The organism is Paraburkholderia youngii (assembly GCF_013366925.1).
Lineage (GTDB): Bacteria > Pseudomonadota > Gammaproteobacteria > Burkholderiales > Burkholderiaceae > Paraburkholderia > Paraburkholderia youngii.
Window position 1 is genome coordinate 16,913 of record NZ_JAALDK010000003.1, and the last position, 15,349, is coordinate 32,261.

The 15,349-nt window shown below is 57.5% G+C and carries 15 protein-coding genes; 5 read left to right on the top strand and 10 right to left on the bottom strand.

Going from position 1 to position 15,349, the window contains the following annotated elements; genetic code table 11:
• Window positions 1-2: 2 nt before the first annotated feature.
• Window positions 3-1,328, bottom strand: coding sequence for an LLM class flavin-dependent oxidoreductase (locus G5S42_RS38590; protein ID WP_176112045.1), 1,326 nt, complete (start codon window positions 1,326-1,328; stop codon window positions 3-5).
• 467 nt (window positions 1,329-1,795) lie between these two features.
• Here G5S42_RS38590 and G5S42_RS38595 point away from each other — a divergent pair, with 467 nt between their 5' ends.
• Together G5S42_RS38595 and G5S42_RS38600 are read left to right on the top strand one after the other, a co-directional pair.
• A complete protein-coding gene (locus G5S42_RS38595) occupies window positions 1,796-3,175 on the top strand; it encodes an MFS transporter (protein WP_246392445.1) in 1,380 nt (459 codons plus the stop codon).
• Window positions 3,176-3,192: 17 nt separating this feature from the next.
• Entirely contained in the window at window positions 3,193-4,482 is a 1,290-nt protein-coding gene (locus G5S42_RS38600; RefSeq protein ID WP_176112481.1) for an NAD(P)/FAD-dependent oxidoreductase, read from the top strand.
• A gap of 53 nt (window positions 4,483-4,535) precedes the next feature.
• Here G5S42_RS38600 and G5S42_RS38605 read toward each other — a convergent pair whose 3' ends face one another.
• From G5S42_RS38605 to G5S42_RS45895, 7 genes are all read right to left on the bottom strand, one after another.
• Window positions 4,536-5,375 carry a response regulator transcription factor gene (locus G5S42_RS38605; RefSeq protein WP_176112046.1) on the bottom strand — a complete coding sequence of 280 codons (840 nt, stop codon included), beginning with the start codon at window positions 5,373-5,375 and terminating at the stop codon, window positions 4,536-4,538.
• Between the two features lie 103 nt (window positions 5,376-5,478).
• Window positions 5,479-5,796 (bottom strand): RidA family protein, encoded by a 318-nt coding sequence (locus G5S42_RS38610; protein ID WP_376777226.1) that lies wholly within the window; start codon window positions 5,794-5,796, stop codon window positions 5,479-5,481.
• Between the two features lie 87 nt (window positions 5,797-5,883).
• Window positions 5,884-6,651, bottom strand: a complete 768-nt coding sequence (locus tag G5S42_RS38615; protein ID WP_176112048.1) for an ABC transporter ATP-binding protein — start codon at window positions 6,649-6,651, stop codon at window positions 5,884-5,886.
• Window positions 6,652-6,671: 20 nt separating this feature from the next.
• The gene (locus tag G5S42_RS38620; protein WP_176112049.1) at window positions 6,672-7,448 is read right to left on the bottom strand and encodes an ABC transporter permease; all 777 of its coding nucleotides are present in this window, start codon (window positions 7,446-7,448) and stop codon (window positions 6,672-6,674) included.
• Window positions 7,445-8,134 carry an ABC transporter permease gene (locus G5S42_RS38625; protein WP_217710313.1) on the bottom strand — a complete coding sequence of 230 codons (690 nt, stop codon included), beginning with the start codon at window positions 8,132-8,134 and terminating at the stop codon, window positions 7,445-7,447. Before G5S42_RS38625 ends, G5S42_RS38620 begins: the two co-directional genes overlap by 4 nt.
• 98 nt (window positions 8,135-8,232) lie before the next feature.
• Window positions 8,233-9,018, bottom strand: a complete 786-nt coding sequence (locus G5S42_RS38630; protein WP_176112051.1) for an ABC transporter substrate-binding protein — start codon at window positions 9,016-9,018, stop codon at window positions 8,233-8,235.
• Window positions 9,019-9,116: 98 nt separating this feature from the next.
• Window positions 9,117-9,560, bottom strand: coding sequence for a GNAT family N-acetyltransferase (locus tag G5S42_RS45895; RefSeq protein WP_176112052.1), 444 nt, complete (start codon window positions 9,558-9,560; stop codon window positions 9,117-9,119).
• Between the two features lie 76 nt (window positions 9,561-9,636).
• Between G5S42_RS45895 and G5S42_RS38640 the strand changes: the two genes are divergently transcribed.
• From G5S42_RS38640 to tnpC, 3 genes are all read left to right on the top strand, one after another.
• Window positions 9,637-10,083: a transposase gene (locus tag G5S42_RS38640; RefSeq protein WP_246391980.1), complete on the top strand. Its 447-nt coding sequence runs from the start codon at window positions 9,637-9,639 to the stop codon at window positions 10,081-10,083.
• Window positions 10,080-10,415, top strand: coding sequence for an IS66 family insertion sequence element accessory protein TnpB (gene tnpB, locus G5S42_RS38645; protein ID WP_176107070.1), 336 nt, complete (start codon window positions 10,080-10,082; stop codon window positions 10,413-10,415). Before G5S42_RS38640 ends, tnpB begins: the two co-directional genes overlap by 4 nt.
• Window positions 10,416-10,479: 64 nt before the next feature.
• Window positions 10,480-12,012, top strand: coding sequence for an IS66 family transposase (gene tnpC, locus G5S42_RS38650; RefSeq protein WP_176112053.1), 1,533 nt, complete (start codon window positions 10,480-10,482; stop codon window positions 12,010-12,012).
• Between the two features lie 244 nt (window positions 12,013-12,256).
• Here the strand turns inward: tnpC and G5S42_RS38655 are convergent, their stop codons facing one another.
• Both G5S42_RS38655 and pruA read right to left on the bottom strand, forming a co-directional pair.
• On the bottom strand, window positions 12,257-13,372 hold the full coding sequence (locus G5S42_RS38655; RefSeq protein ID WP_176112054.1) for an aminotransferase class I/II-fold pyridoxal phosphate-dependent enzyme: 1,116 nt from the start codon (window positions 13,370-13,372) through the stop codon (window positions 12,257-12,259).
• Window positions 13,373-13,659: 287 nt separating this feature from the next.
• Window positions 13,660-15,273, bottom strand: a complete 1,614-nt coding sequence (gene pruA / locus G5S42_RS38660) for an L-glutamate gamma-semialdehyde dehydrogenase (protein WP_176112055.1) — start codon at window positions 15,271-15,273, stop codon at window positions 13,660-13,662.
• Between the last annotated feature and the right edge of the window lie 76 nt (window positions 15,274-15,349).

Consider the following 15,349-nt stretch of genomic DNA (forward strand, 5'->3'; position numbering starts at 1 on the left):
GATCACGCAACTTTGAAGGTGCTGGGTTTGAGGCCAAGGTTCTCGCGCAGAGTTCGTCCTTCATATCGATCCCTGAACAACTCGCGGCGACGCAGTTCCGGGATGAGGAAATCACTAATGTCGTCCATGCCGCCGGGAAGGATCGCCGGGCAAAAATTGAAGCCGTCGGCGCCATCATTCTTGAACCACTCTTCCATCTCATCAACGATGTCGCTCGCCGTTCCAATCGCGAGGCGTACCCAGAAAGTTGATGCAACGCGCTGGTAGAGTTGTCGAATCGAGAGTTTCTCGGTACGCGCCATCTCCAACAGATTCGATGCGATGCTCCTGAGTTTCTGACCACCGATGTCTGGCACCGGCCCATCAAGCGGATACCCGGACAGATCGCCCAGCGCGTTATAGAGCGAGGCCAGACCGCTCAGCGGGTGGATAAGCTCCTGAAGCTCGTCGAACTTGTCTTGCGCCTCTTGCCTGGTCTTACCTACGAACGGTGTAATGCCCGGCATTATTAGCAACTCCTCCGGCTCGCGACCATACTTCGCAAGCCGCGCCTTAAGATCGCCGTAGTAATCTTGCGCATGTTTCAGGTCGTGCGAGTTACTGTAAACCACGTCCGCGCATCTAGCAGCGAGTTCACGTCCGGCCTCGGAAGCTCCGGCCTGCACGATGATCGGCTCTCCCTGCGGTGTGCGCGCCGAATTCAGAGGACCGCGCACCTGGAAGTGCTTGCCCTTGTGGTCAGGAACGTGCAACTTGTCTTCGTGGTAGAAAAGTCCGCTTTCCTTGTCTCGAACGAACGCGTCATCCTCCCAGCTTCGCCAAAGGGATTTAACGACGTCGACGAACTCGTCGGCTCGTTCGTACCGCTCTTCATAAGCAAGGTTCTCGTTCCTGTTGAAGTTTTGAGCTTCCTCGTCTGACCATGATGTGACGACATTCCATCCGGCGCGGCCACCGCTGATGTGATCGATCGAAGCGTATTTACGAGCGATGTGGAATGGTTCGTTGTACGTGGTCGAGGCGGTTGCTACCAGGCCGATATTTGACGTCGTCGCGCCCAGTGCGGCGAGGAGTGTGAGCGGTTCCAACTCAGCATTGCGCATGTCACGCTCAAGAGATCCTTTCGGATTGTCATTGGCGCGGATCCCAAGACCGTCAGCAAAGAAAACCATATCGAGATGCGCTGCTTCCGCCTTTCGGGCTGTGCTCAGGAAGTACTCGAAACTGAGCGCGCCGTCCGCAGGCACGTCCGGATGCCTCCAGGCGGCCACGTGATAGCCGAGATATCTCATCGAGAGGCCGAGCCTCATTTTTCCGTCTTTGGTCATTGCAAGCGCTCCCATTCTTGGACTGTTCCGCCCGAAACATGGCGGTATGGGTGAATATTCGCGCTTCACCGTCCGATAAACAATGTCGCGAAAAGCGGCCGACTATTTGAAAAATGGATAAGGGTATTCCCTTACTTTTTAGAGCGCCGGAGGTACAAAGCTGCGTTCAGCGGCGGGACTGGCTGCGGTGTGCTGCGTCCGCGTCCGTTGCCGCGCTTCTCGACCTCGACATTGGAGATCGACGGCCGGGGGAATGCTTGAGCGAGGCAATGAGGTGCCGAGTGGGGTCTGTCCGCATCCGGGGAAACCCTCTATACGAATTTCAAATACCGGACCTTTTTTGACGGCATTGTGTCGTTCACGTGGACGGCACACCATCCTACTCATTCCGCCGTGCATGGCCCGGCGGCGCAACGAATAACCCCGCAGCTGGGAGCCGTTGATCTGGCAGCGGATGTCAAGAAGCGATGTCTCTTTCTGCCGCTGCTGTCGCAATGACGCGCGGCGATACACTGGTTGGGCTGGTCGCCAGCACCGACTGCAAAGGAAATAAGATGCTGAACAGAGCCAACACCCTTGACCCCATTACCTGCACGAAAGCCATAAGCAGCAGGATGCGCGATGTCATCGCCGCGAACTTCGGCACATTTTTCGAATGGTTCGACCTGCTCGTGTACGCAATGTTCGCTATTACTGTGTCGAAGCTATTTTTTCCGACCGGCGACGAGCGATCGGCGCTGTTGCTCAGTCTCCTAACCTTCGCTAGCTCATTCCTTATCCGTCCGGTCGGTGCGATCATCCTGGGTGTCGTCGCAGACAAACACGGCCGGCGCTTCACGTTAAGCCTCACGGCGTTCCTGATGTTGTGTGGCACTGCGTCCATCACCCTCGTGCCGACATACGACAAGATCGGCGTGTTCGCGCCGGTAATTCTAGTCGCGGGACGCCTGCTTCAAGGCTTTTCGGCAGGGGGCGAATTTGGAGCGGCCAATTCATTTTTGACCGAACAAGATGTAAAGCGCAGAGGGTTTTTTGGGAGCCTGCAATGGTCGACGTCGGGTCTCGCTGTATTGGCGGCCTCGCTCTTCGCCTACGGCGTGAATCGCTATCTGTCGCCGGAACAGATCGATTCCTGGGGCTGGCGTCTGCCGTTCGCCTTCGGGTGTCTGATCGGACCGATTGGCCTCTACATCCGCAGGAAAGTGAACGAGACGGCCGCGTTCGAGCAAGCGAGCGACGTGGTGCCACACAAGCCGCTGCGCGAAACGGCGCAATCACATATGTCAAGCGTGCTCATGGGCGCCATCATTTCCGGCGCTGGCGGCCTCGCGAGCTTTATGAACATCTATATGCCGACGTTCGCAATTCATAATCTGGGAGTCAGCAAGGACGCAGCCTTTTTGTCATCGATTCTGAGCGGCCTCGTATCCGTCGTGTTCCCGATAATCGGTGGCATCGCAGCGGACCGACTCGGCACCGTCAAGGTGATGCGTGCCGCACTACTGTGCGGCATGGTGCTGATCCTGCCGCTCTTTTACATGCTCACGCGTGCACCGAGCACCGCAACATTGATCGCATTCCAGTGCACCCTTTCGCTCGTGTTCTACAGCTTCTACTACGCGCCGGTCAGCTCGTTGCTATCACAACTCTTTCCCACGTCCTGCCGTACCACCGGCTCGTCGCTCGCCTACGTAATCGCGATGACGCTGTTCGGCGGACTCACGCCTGTCGTGACCAACCTTCTCGTAAAATTGACGGGCAGCATCATGTCGCCGGCCTATTACCTGATAGTGATTTCGACCCTCGCGCTCGTGGCTCTGATCGCCAGCCGCAAGCGCGTCAACTGACAAATCTCCAAGCTAATATGCTGCCCATTCAAGAAATCACATTGAAACCCGAATTGCCCAAGCAGGTCTCCGTCGCAATTATTGGCGGCGGAATCATTGGTATCAGCTGCGCGCTCGCGCTGGCGCGCAAAGGTGTCGACGTCGCGGTGTTCGAAAAAGGCACGATCGGTTGCGAACAGTCTTCGCGCAACTGGGGCTGGGTGCGCTCCATCGGACGCGACATTAAGGAACTGCAACTGTCTTTCCTCGCGAACGAATTGTGGCAGTCAATCCAATCGCAAATCGACGTGGGCTACCGGATGACGGGACTCGCATATATTGCGAAAGACGAGTCGGAGATGGCTCTGCATCAAAAATGGATCGATGCGTCCGGCGCCAGCGGTGCCCGCGTCAGGCTTCTTGGCAGAGCCGAACTCGCCAGGTTTCTCCCGCAGTCGAGCCGCGCATGGGACGGGGCGCTCTATAGCGCGATCGACGGTGTCGCAGAACCCACAATGGCCACACGAGGCATCGCCGAACTCGCTCGCGCGAACGGTGCATCGATCTTCGAACACTGTGCGGTGCGGGGCATTGATATTTCCGCGGGTCGCGTGTCGGCTGTCGTGACCGAGCACGGCGTCGTGAAATGCGCCGACGTGGTTTTGGCAGGCGGTGCGTGGTCGCGGCTGTTCTGCGGCAATCATGCAATTGACTTTCCGCAACTCAAGGTTCATGCGTCCGTGCTGCAAACCGCGCCTATCGACGCTAAACTGGACGTCGCGATCAACGGGGGCGACTTCACATGCCGCAAGCGCTGCGACGGCGGATACACAGTGTCGAAACTCGGCGCCTCGGTCGCCGATCTCACGCCCGATAGCATTCGCCTGAGCACGAAATTCCTGCGTGCCTGGCTCAAAGAGCGCAAGTATCTGCGACTCCGTTTCGGACGCCCCTTTTTTGATGAACTGAAGATTCCGCGCCGCTTCAATATTGACGCCCCGACGCCGTTCGAATCGTACCGCGTGCTCGATCCTGAGGCTAACAACGGCATGCTCAACGACGCAATGAATTGCCTGAAGCAGACCTTTCCATCGTTCGCCAATGCGACGATTGCACGTACGTGGGCAGGTATGATTGACGTCACGCCCGATGCACTGCCGGTTATCTCTAGGGTCGAGCGGATACCGGGCTTCTATCTGGGTTCCGGCTTTTCAGGCCATGGCTTCGGCATTGGACCGGCCGCGGGCGCTGTGCTCGCCGATCTGGTAACAGGCGATCGCACTCAGGTAGGGATCGAAGACTTCGCCCTGAACCGCTTTTGCTCTTAAGGGAGTCCACATGCTGCAGCGAAGCAGGAAGAACCCAAAGCGACTCACTGGACTCATCCGTTTGACGCGTTTTCCAACCAGCGCACGTACAATGCCATCAGCTCCGATTGAGTCGCAATATGCAGCTTCGCGTAAGCATTCTTGCGATGGCTTTTCACCGTCGTTATCGCGATATTCAGTCTCAGGCTGATAGATACCGACGAGTGTCCCTGAAGAATCAGCCGAATCACCTCTACCTCACGCGGAGACAATAAGTCCTTCCCGAACGATTCAAATGCCACATTGATAGCGTTGTCGTGAGGGAGTGCGGCATCACGGACGAAACATGCCCAGTTCGCCCGAACAACGGCAGAGACGAACGGCGCCATCACTTCGAGAATGGAAATCTCCTGCGCGCCAAAACCCGATAGCGAACTGGGTCGGAGAAAGCTCACCTCGGCCATGGCCCTGTCTGGGAGCTCGACGAGAAGCAATAGCTCCTCTCTCCGCTCGGGCCACCCATGGGTGATGTAACGCATTTCCTCTTTTTCAGACCACGCCGCGGGGATACTCTTGAACGACTGGGAAATTGGATATTCCTTAGGCACCAGATCCTTCATCCGGTACGCACCTGGCTCTATGCCGTCCAGATATGCCTGATAGCATGGACTCAGCACGTATGACAATTCGACAAAGTTGGTCAGGCCCTCCCGATAGGGTGTATCGCCGAATGTATCGAATAGCGGCACAGGACGCGTCTTTCCACGATACGCGACAATCGAAACCATCTCGAACGCCAGATTCAGATTCAGCAGCCGGAATGCCGCGGCATATGATCTCTCGCTACCGACAAAATCGATTGCCTCGCCGATCCATAAAAATTCGGGTCCTGGCTCGGAAAGGTTGATCGACATAAACCGCCCTCAAGTTCCTTCGAGACATGACGCGAGCCCCAAATCGTGTCCGCCCGACGACGGACACCTCCTCGACAACCCGCGCCAGCGCTCTCGGCCAACTTTAATCCAGGACTGTCGCGGTGATGACCACCTCGACCGTATAACCGGGAACGGCCGATTTTCCCTCGACCGTAGCACGTGGAGGAGGATCGCTCCGACTAACCCATGCATCCCACGCGATGTTCATTGCGGAAAAATCCGCAATGTCCGCGAGAAATATCTGCGCAAAAAGAATTTGATGCTTGTTGCTACCCGCCTCTTCAAGCAGGGCGTCGATGGTCTCCAGGATCCTTGGGGTCTGCGCTGTGACATCCAGATTGGGTTCATCTGCGACTTGCCCGGCGAGCCGCCCCCCCTGACGAACGCTGACAGCAGACATCCTCGGACCGGGATGGAGACGCTTTACAACCATGATGATAACCTCAATGTCTAAATGACTCTAGCAGTCCACTTGGTGGACCTCGGACTACTTCAATGGCCCGGTGAGGAACTTTACTAGCCTCTCACTTTTTGGACTTCCGAAAATATCAGTTGGCCGGCCACGCTCTTCCACAAGACCCTGATCAAGGAACATCACTTCGCTCGAGACTTCCTTCGCGAACGCCATCTCGTGTGTCACTACCACCATCGTTCGCCCCTCCTTGGCGAGTTCCTTCATGACCGAGAGCACTTCGCCAACCAGTTCGGGATCGAGTGCAGATGTGGGCTCGTCAAACAACAGTACTTCGGGGTCGACGGCAAGTGCCCTGGCGATCGCTACGCGCTGTTGCTGCCCACCGGACATGTGTGACGGGTACATATCAGCAACCTTGTCCGGATCCAGCTTGACCTTCAGGAGGACGTCGAGTGCACGTTCATGGGCCTCCTTGCGCGAACGCTTCTGCACCCTGATCGGTGCCAGCATCAGGTTCTCGATTACTGTCAGATGTGACCAAAGATTGAAGTGCTGAAAGACCATCCCAAGCCGCGTACGCATCTTTTCTAGCTGGCCGTGGTTGACCGGCATGATGCCGTCGCGTGTTTCTTTCGTCTGCAGTTCCTCGCCGTTCAGCCGGATCACGCCGGCATTTGGCCGCTCAAGCATGTTGATGCAGCGCAGGAATGTACTTTTCCCTGATCCGCTCGAGCCGATGACGCTGATGACATCGCCCTTCTTGGCATTTAGCGAAACGCCTTTGAGGACCTCGTGTGCGCCGTATCGCTTATGTACGTTTTCAACCGAAAGTGCATTCATGATCGTTACTCGTGTTCTGATTAATCCTGTCGCGCATCCTGTAATTCGGCCGCGGACGAGCTTGCAGACTTGACCGCAACGCGCTGCGAGGCGCCTGGCCGGACGTGAGCCATGTATCGTTTCTCCAAAGTGCGGAAGATTCTCAGGATCGCAAATGTGCACAAGCTATAGAGCACGAGCGCAAACAGGTAGGGCTCGAACGGTGCCGCATACTGCATGCTGATTGCGCGTGCAACGCCACCCAGGTCGAGCAGCGTGATGCCGGAGGCCAACGCTGTTCCGTGCAGGGTGAAAACAACCTCGTTGCAATACGCCTGCATCGCGCGACGGAGCGCACTTGGATAAATTACAGATCGAAGGCGAGCCCACTTGCTCATCCCGATCGCCACAGCCGCCTCCACCTCCCCGGGCGGCGTAGCCTTGAGCGCGCCAGCGAAAATTTCACAAGTGTATGCTGCAGTGTTCAGTCCGAATGCGAGCCACGCGCAGACGTACGCCTCCTGGAGGTAGGTCCAAAGCCAACTCTCACGGATGAATTCGACTTCAGCAAGCCCGTAGTAGATGACATACATCTGGACGAGCAGTGGACTTCCTCGAAAGATGTATGTAAATAACCAAACGGGCGTTGACAGCCAACGCGATTTCGATATGCGCATCACCGCGAGCGGCACTGCCAGCACAAGCGCGAACGCCAGAGAAATCAAAAGAAGCTGCACGGTCAACCACAAACCGGTGGTGATTTCGCCGTCAGTCCACAAAAACAGCCGGAGATTATCCAGAACAATATTGAAGTTCACAGATTCACCTCTCGAATTCCGAGCGAGAATTTCATGTTGAGTCGTCGCAGAATCCAGAGCGAGACAGTCGTAAGGGCGAGATAGACCGCACCGGCGACACAGAAGAACAGGAAGATGTGGTGTGTGGCGCGTCCGGCCGCAGTCGAGAGGAAAACCAACTCGTTCAAACTCACCATAGAAGTGATTGCGGAGGCCTTTACAAGCGCGAGCCAATTGTTGCTCAGACCGGGGATGGCGAATCGCATCATCTGCGGGTAGAGGATGCGAAAAAGCACGGTTCGCTTGCGCAACCCAAATGCGTAACCGGCTTCGAGTTGGCCAGCCGGAGCTGACAGTATCGCGCCTCGGAACGTCTCGGCGACATATCCACCGTAGACCGCCCCGAGAATTATCACGCTCGCCATATAGGAGTCGATCTCGATCGAACGTCCTGGAGATATTTTGTTCACTGCATAGTTGAGTGCGGCTTGGCCACCGTAATACAAGAACAACAACCACACAAAGTCGGGCGCACTTCGGGCGAGCGACGTGTATAGCGACGCGATGGTATTGAGGACGCGATTTGACGCGGACTTACACATGGCTGCCACGAGCCCCAGAACAACTGCAACAAGCAACGAAGCCAATGCGACGTTGATCGTTGTCATGGCACCAACACCAATCGCGCGAGCGTATCCATAAAGCATTAGACATCTCCACAAACATTAAGGAAGGCAGTCGCCGCAGAATGCGGCAACTCTCCCTCTCTCTCCGACTTCCACACGGGAGTCAAGGACTCGGTGCGTCAGATGCCTGAATAGATATCGAAATTGAAGTAGCGCTTGGCTATGCGATAATATTCTCCGCTCGCGCGGATTGCGTTGATGGCACTGTTCAGGCGATCGCGGAGCTGAGAATCGTCCTTGCGTACGCCGATCGCGATGCCGGCGCCGAAGTACTGTGAGTTTGTGACCGGCTTTCCGGTGAAGGCAAAGCCAGTACCCTGCGGCTGGTTGAGGAAGCCGGTAGCGAGCATCGTGCTATCCCCCATTACGGCGTCGAGGCGACCGGAAGCGAGATCTGTCAAGGCATCTTCATCTGATGGATAGGTAACGACCTTTGCGCCCGCTGGTGCGAGGACCGCCTTCGCAAACGATTCATGAGGACTCGAGCGCTGCATTCCGACTTTCTTGCCCTTCAGCGTCTCCGGTCGGGTGGGATCAAATGAAGAGCCAGAACGGGCGACCATGCGAGAAGCAACGCTGTAGTACTTCTCGGTGAACGAAATCTTCTCTCGGCGCTCCGCTGTGTCGGTCATCGAGGACATGATCGCGTCGAACTTGTTGCTCATGAGCGCCGGAATCATGCCATCCCAATTCTGGACAACCCACTCACACTTAGTTTTGAGCTGGACACAAAGTGCATTACCGATATCGACGTCGAAACCATGAGGCTGTCCGTCTGTACCCATTTCGTTAAACGGGGGGAATGCGCCCTCGACTCCCATACGAATCACGTCCGACCCTTGTGCGTGGGCCGTCGCCATAAATACGGATGCAACAAGTGCCAGCATCACTGTGGACCTTTTCATCGCTCGTCTCCTTGCTCGCTTTAATATGGAATTGAAACCAAGATTCGCCTACAAACTGCGTTCAAAGCCACCGGTTCTCCCGATTGCTCGCTTTCTTTTTATCTTCGGTACTGAACTACAGAAGCACGAGTAGCTACAGTCTCATACAAACTCTGCGCCCTCTTGTTCGCTTCTTCCGTCTGCCAGTACGTGCGATAACACTCCCGGACATCCGCCTCCTGGAAGGCCTTATCAAGAAGCTGACGTGCTACCCCTAGCCCTCGTGCGGCCTCAGAAACAAAGAGGTCCTCAATCAGGCAATTCCACGTCGCGGCCCAGCTTGAACGATGGAAGAGATAGATAACAAACCCTGTCATCCGGCCTGCCCCGTCCTCGCTGACGGCGCACTGATGATCTCCACCCTGCGTCGTGATCCGATCCCACGTCGCCTCCGTGACTCGCGTCGGAACGTCCGTCTGATAAAAGTGTAGATAGGACTCCCAGAGTGGCAGCCATCGCTCATAGTCCGTACTAACGGCTGCCCGTACAGTTACCTTTTGCATGCCCTTGCCTTCGTGCTAACGAGGTTTTTAGTCCGTTTGTTACTGCTGTCCTGCGTAAGCACCCGGCCAAGTCATCTTGATCGCCAAGTCGTGCCGCCCGACGATCATGTCCATTCAAATTTTAAATGGACAGGTGTACATGACGGACGAAGTCGAGGTTGTCCAGGATGTGGTGCAGCCGACACGGCGCCGGCGGCATAGCAAGGAATTCAAGGAGACGGTCATTCGGGCGGCAATGCAGCCGAATGTGTCGATTGCGGCCGTGGCACTGCATTACCGGTTGAACGCCAACCTGCTGCGTAGCTGGGTTGCGGCGCGGGAGGAACGCGATGCCGCTGAAGCGGCCCGACAGGAATTGAATGTCTCGTCGCCGGAATTTGTGCCGCTGCAGATGCAGAATGGTGTTGCAGCGGCGACGCACATCGAGATCGAGGTACGCAGGGGCGCGACGGCGATCACGGTGCGCTGGCCACTGTCGGCCGCGAGCGACTGCGCAACGTGGCTGCAGGGGTGGTTGCGTTGATTCGCATCGATGCCATCTGGCTCGCGACGGAGCCGGTCGACATGCGCGCCGGTGTCGATACGCTGCTCGCACGCGCGGTCAAGGTGTTCGGGTCAGTGAGGCCCCATCATGCCTACCTGTTTGCCAATCGGCACTCGACTCGAATGAAGGTGCTGGTCTACGATGGCCTGGGCATATGGCTTGCCGCACGGCGGCTGAACAAGGGGCGCTTCGTCTGGACGAACGGCGAGCAGGCGGTGAGCGTGGGGCTGAGCCCTGAACAGCTTCAGGCTCTGGTGATGGGACTGCCGTGGCGCACTCTCGCGCCGGATCACGCGATCACGGTGGTTTGAGCCCCGTAAGTACGTAAACTGTTTCCCTTGCTGCATGGCGCGCCGCTCTGGCAGACTGGTCGCCATGGACATACCCGCCGATCTCGACGCCCTCAGTACCGAACAGATACGCGAACTGAACGTGAAGCTGATGGCAGAGATCGCCGAGAAAGAAAGAGAGTTGCAGTACCGGCAAACACGTATCGACCAGCTTACGCACGAACTCTCGGTCATCAAGCGGCAGCAGTTCGGCAGGCGCAGTGAGCAGCTCAACAAGGAGCAACTGAGCCTGCTCGAGGAAGCGCTCGACGCGGATCTGGCGGCAATCGGGCTCGAGCTGCAGGGGCTGAAGTCCGGCGAGCAGGCAGGGACACCACGGCAACAGCCAAAGCGTGAACCGCTTCCTCCCGAACTGCCACGTACCGACATTCATTACGAGCCGGACAGTACGATCTGTACGTGCGGCTGCGAGCGCGTTCGCATCGGCGAGGACATCAGCGAGAAGCTGGATTACACGCCCGGCGTGTTCACGGTTGAGCGGCACATCCGGGGTAAATGGACGTGCAAGGCATGCGAGACGCTGGTGCAGGCTGCGGTGCCGCCGCACGTGATCGACAAGGGCATCCCGACCACCGGTCTGCTCGCTCAGGTGCTGGTCGCCAAGTACAGCGATCACCTGCCGTTGTATCGACAGGAGCGCATCTTTGCGCGGGCGGGTCTGGCGATCGCGCAATCGACGCTCGGCGGCTGGGTTGGCGCGTGTGGCGTGCGCCTGCAGCCCCTGGTCGATGCACTTCGCGAAGAGGTATTGCAGCACGCGGTACTGCATGCCGACGAGACGCCGGTACAGATGCTTGCCCCGGGAAAGGGCAAGACCCATCGAGCCTATCTGTGGGCGTACAGCACCACGCAGTTCGCCGATCTGAAGGCGGTGATCTATGACTTCGCCGATAGCCGCGCCGGCGAACATGCACGCGCATTCCTGGGCGAGTGGCGCGGCAAGCTGGCGTGCGACGATTACGGGGGCTACAAGTCCAGCTTCAGGAGTGGGGTCACAGAGATCGGGTGCCTGGCCCACGCGCGCCGTAAATTCTTTGATTTACACGTCAAGCACCAGAGCGAGCTGGCCGAGCCCGCGCTGCGATACTTCGGTGCGTTGTACGAAGTAGAACGCGACGCCGCACAACTCGAGCCCGATAGAAGACGTCTTGTGCGTCAGGAGCGGGCTCGCCCCATCGCCGACGAACTCCATGCATGGCTGCTCACGCAACGGCAGCGTGTGCCGGACGGATCCGGGATCGCCGCGGCACTCGACTACAGCCTCAAACGTTGGGAGGCGCTTACGCGCTATCTGGACGATGGACATGTGCCAGCCGATAACAACTGGGTCGAGAATCAAATACGGCCGTGGGCCCTGGGGAGGTCGAACTGGTTGTTCGCAGGATCTCTGCGTGCTGGAAAACGCGCGGCCGCGATCATGACATTGATCCGCTCTGCACAACTGAACGGACACGATCCGTTGGCTTACCTGAAGGACGTGTTGACGCGCTTGCCGACACATCGTGCCGCCGACATAGCGCAACTGCTTCCTCATCGCTGGACGCCGACCGCTGCTTGATCGTTTGATCGTTTGAGCGATCGCCCCAGTCAAGATGCCTTCCCCGGGTGCTTACTGTCCTGCAGCGACGCGCTCAGGTTCATCATCTGTTCCCGCGAATTGAGCAGAGAAACCAATGCCGCCGAAGAGCAAATGGCATGGCTTCTCAGCAAAGTTCCGGACTTGCCATAGCTTCGGCGCAGGAAGGCACCTCACGTATGGTTTTCACACCGCTCATCTGCACACGGAACGAGCTGCGATCGAATTACAGTTGCTCGCGTACGGCGGCGGAGATACCCGCCAGACCCTTTCGGAGTTCATCCTCCGTCGGCCATGCAAACCCGATGCGCATGTGCAGCTTTGACATTTCGAACCAGTTTCCGGCACCGACGTACGTATGGTGGTTCTGCAACACCGATCGATAGAACTCGTCTGTGTTGAACGTCGGTGGCACTTTCAAGCGCGGGAAGCAAACGACCCCGCCTTGGGGCTCCACCCACTCTACGTAGGGATCCGAGTTGACCCAGTCGCGGGTGATTCCCAAATGACGGAGGTTCCTCTTGATGCTCTCGGCCAGCCAGTTGTCGCGCTCCTTGAGAACTGCAAGCCCGATCGCTTCGTCAACCACCGACCCGCAAATGCCGATTTGTTCTTTTGCCGCGAGAAACAGCCGGTAAAGCGCCGGGCTGCGCGTCGTTAGCCAGCCAAGACGAATGCCGGGGGTACCGTACGCCTTCGACAGGGACGAGACCGAAATGAAACGATCACTGATGGTTGCTGCGGCTGGGTACGGCGTACCGTAGGTCAGGTCACGATATGTCTCATCGACAAGCACAAGGCAGTCGTGCTTGTCGGCGATCGCCTTGAGGCCAACGATTTCGTCCCACGTCATCATGGTGCCAGTCGGATTGTGCGGGCACGTCACGCTGATGTACGCCGTGTTCGGGCGTACTGCACGTTCGATTCCTTCGAGGTCCACCTTGAAGCCTTCCTCGAACTTCAGGTCGATGTACGTCGTTTCGCAACCGATCGCGCGCGGCGTCTCGATATTTGTCGCGTAGTTCGGGCGTACGACGACGAGGTGCGAATCCTTGTCCAGCAGGGACGTGGCGATGATGAACAGGGCACCCGCAGCGCCGTTGCAGATCAGGACGTCATCAGACGTGACAGATTGGGCGCCGCTTTGTTTCGCGATAAGCTCTCGAAGCTGCTTGTCGCCGCGATGCTCGCCGTACAGCAGAACGAGATCATCAAGGTTATCGACGTTGAAATCGCGGAACCTCCGGTCCGAGATCGAGCTCTCCGACAGGTTGTATTTGATCTTCTCGTAACCCAGTTCTTCCGGCGACTCCTCTTCGAGGATCATGCGCACGTATTTCATAAAATCTTCCCGTTAGTTGGTGAATCAGACCGATGCCCGCTCTTCGAGCCAACTGCATGGCGTTCGAATAATCTTTACCGGACAGAATTCTTAGCTCCATCCCCCCAGAGGAGGAGCCACGACCTTAGTACAGGATCGAACTGGCTAGACAAAGGACCGTTGCGTGGCCTGCATCCATGGCACACGAATTCAACGGACGTAAATCCCAATGCAGCTTCAGCGGTACGCCGTATAAGCGAAACTCTTCGCCTGGTCTCCAGCGATGAGACCGGCGGAACACGAACGTGTTAGCCCCTCATGTGTGGATACCGATAGTCCGTTGCCGGCACGTAGGTCTCTTTGACTGTGCGAGGCGACACGCAACGCAAGAGGTTGAGAATCGAGCCAGCCTTGTCGTTAGTACCGCTGCGGCGGGCGCCGCCAAAAGGCTGCTGTCCAACGACCGCGCCCGTCGGTTTGTCGTTCACGTAGAAGTTGCCCGCGGCAAATCTAAGACCTGTGCTCGCTTCATTGATCACTGCCCTGTCGGTCGCAAACACCGCGCCGGTGAGCCGGTACGGGCTGGTTTCGTCGACGAGCTTGAGAATTTCACGCCACTCTTCATCGTGGTACACATACAGAGACAGGACCGGCCCGAAGATCTCCTCCTGCATCGTGACAAATCGAGGATCGCTGACCTCAATGACCGTGGGCGACACAAAGTAGCCTTTACGGGCGTCACACTGCCCGCCGGCGATGATCGACGCCTCACCGGAACGCCGCGCGGTGTCGATATAGCCATTGATTCGCTCGTAGGCACGCTGATCGATAACCGCTCCCAAGAAGTTCGAGAGATCCCGCACGTCCCCCATCTTCAAAGTCGAAAGATCGTCGAGGAGTCGCGCTTTGACCCGCGGCCAGAGCGATGCCGGGACGTATGCGCGCGACGCCGCGCTGCACTTTTGCCCCTGGTATTCGAATGCGCCTCGGAGCAAGGCGGTGCTCAGGGCGTCCGCATCCGCCGACGCATGAGCAAGAACGAAGTCCTTCCCGCCCGTCTCACCAACCAGCCGGGGATAGCTTCGATATTTCGGAAGCTGCTCCGAGACGGCACGCCAGAGGTTGTCGAACACCGCAGTCGAGCCAGTGAAATGGAGGCCCGCAAATGAAAGTGAGCTAAGCGCGACAGACGAAACCGTCTTTGCGTCTCCTGGGACAAAATTGATGACCCCAGGCGGGAGTCCCGCCGCCTCGAGTAGTTGCAGAACATAGTAGTTGCTGAGCGCCGAGGTGGCTGCCGGCTTCCATAGCACAGAGTTCCCCATCAGCGCGGGCGCACAGGCCAGGTTGCCGCCGATGGCCGTGAAGTTGAAGGGGGTAACCGCGTAAACGAAGCCTTCGAGCGGCCGATACTCAAGTGCATTTCGCGCACCCGCAGCGGAGATTGGCTGCAACTCCTGCAACTCTCGCGCGAACTGGACATTCCACCGCAGGAAATCGATCAGTTCACACGCCGAGTCGATCTCGGCCTGATATACGGTCTTGCTCTGCCCCAGCATTGTCGCGGCGTTCATTTTGTGACGCCACGGCCCCGAAAGCAGATCGGCGGCCCGCAGGAACACCGCTGTACGCTCCTCCAGCGGCCAGTTGGACCACTCCAGTTGATTCTCACGATGCGACTGTATGGCCGCCTGCACGTTTTCTGTCGACGCCTGCTGCACGTTTGCGATCAGGTGATGATGATCATGGGGACACGTTACCGGCAGCCGTTCTCCCCCCCCAATTCGCTCGCCATTGACGATAACCGGAATATAGACGACCTCTGCGGCCTGACACACGAGTTCACTTTCGAGCGCGGCGCGCTCCGGTGAACCCGGAGCATATGTGAGGATAGGTTCATTCTGTACATGCGCACATGCCATAAGGCTCGTCTCCAATTCTCTAGAAGTTCGAAGGAATTGAAAACGTATCCAATACCAGCGTCTCCAACCATCCTTC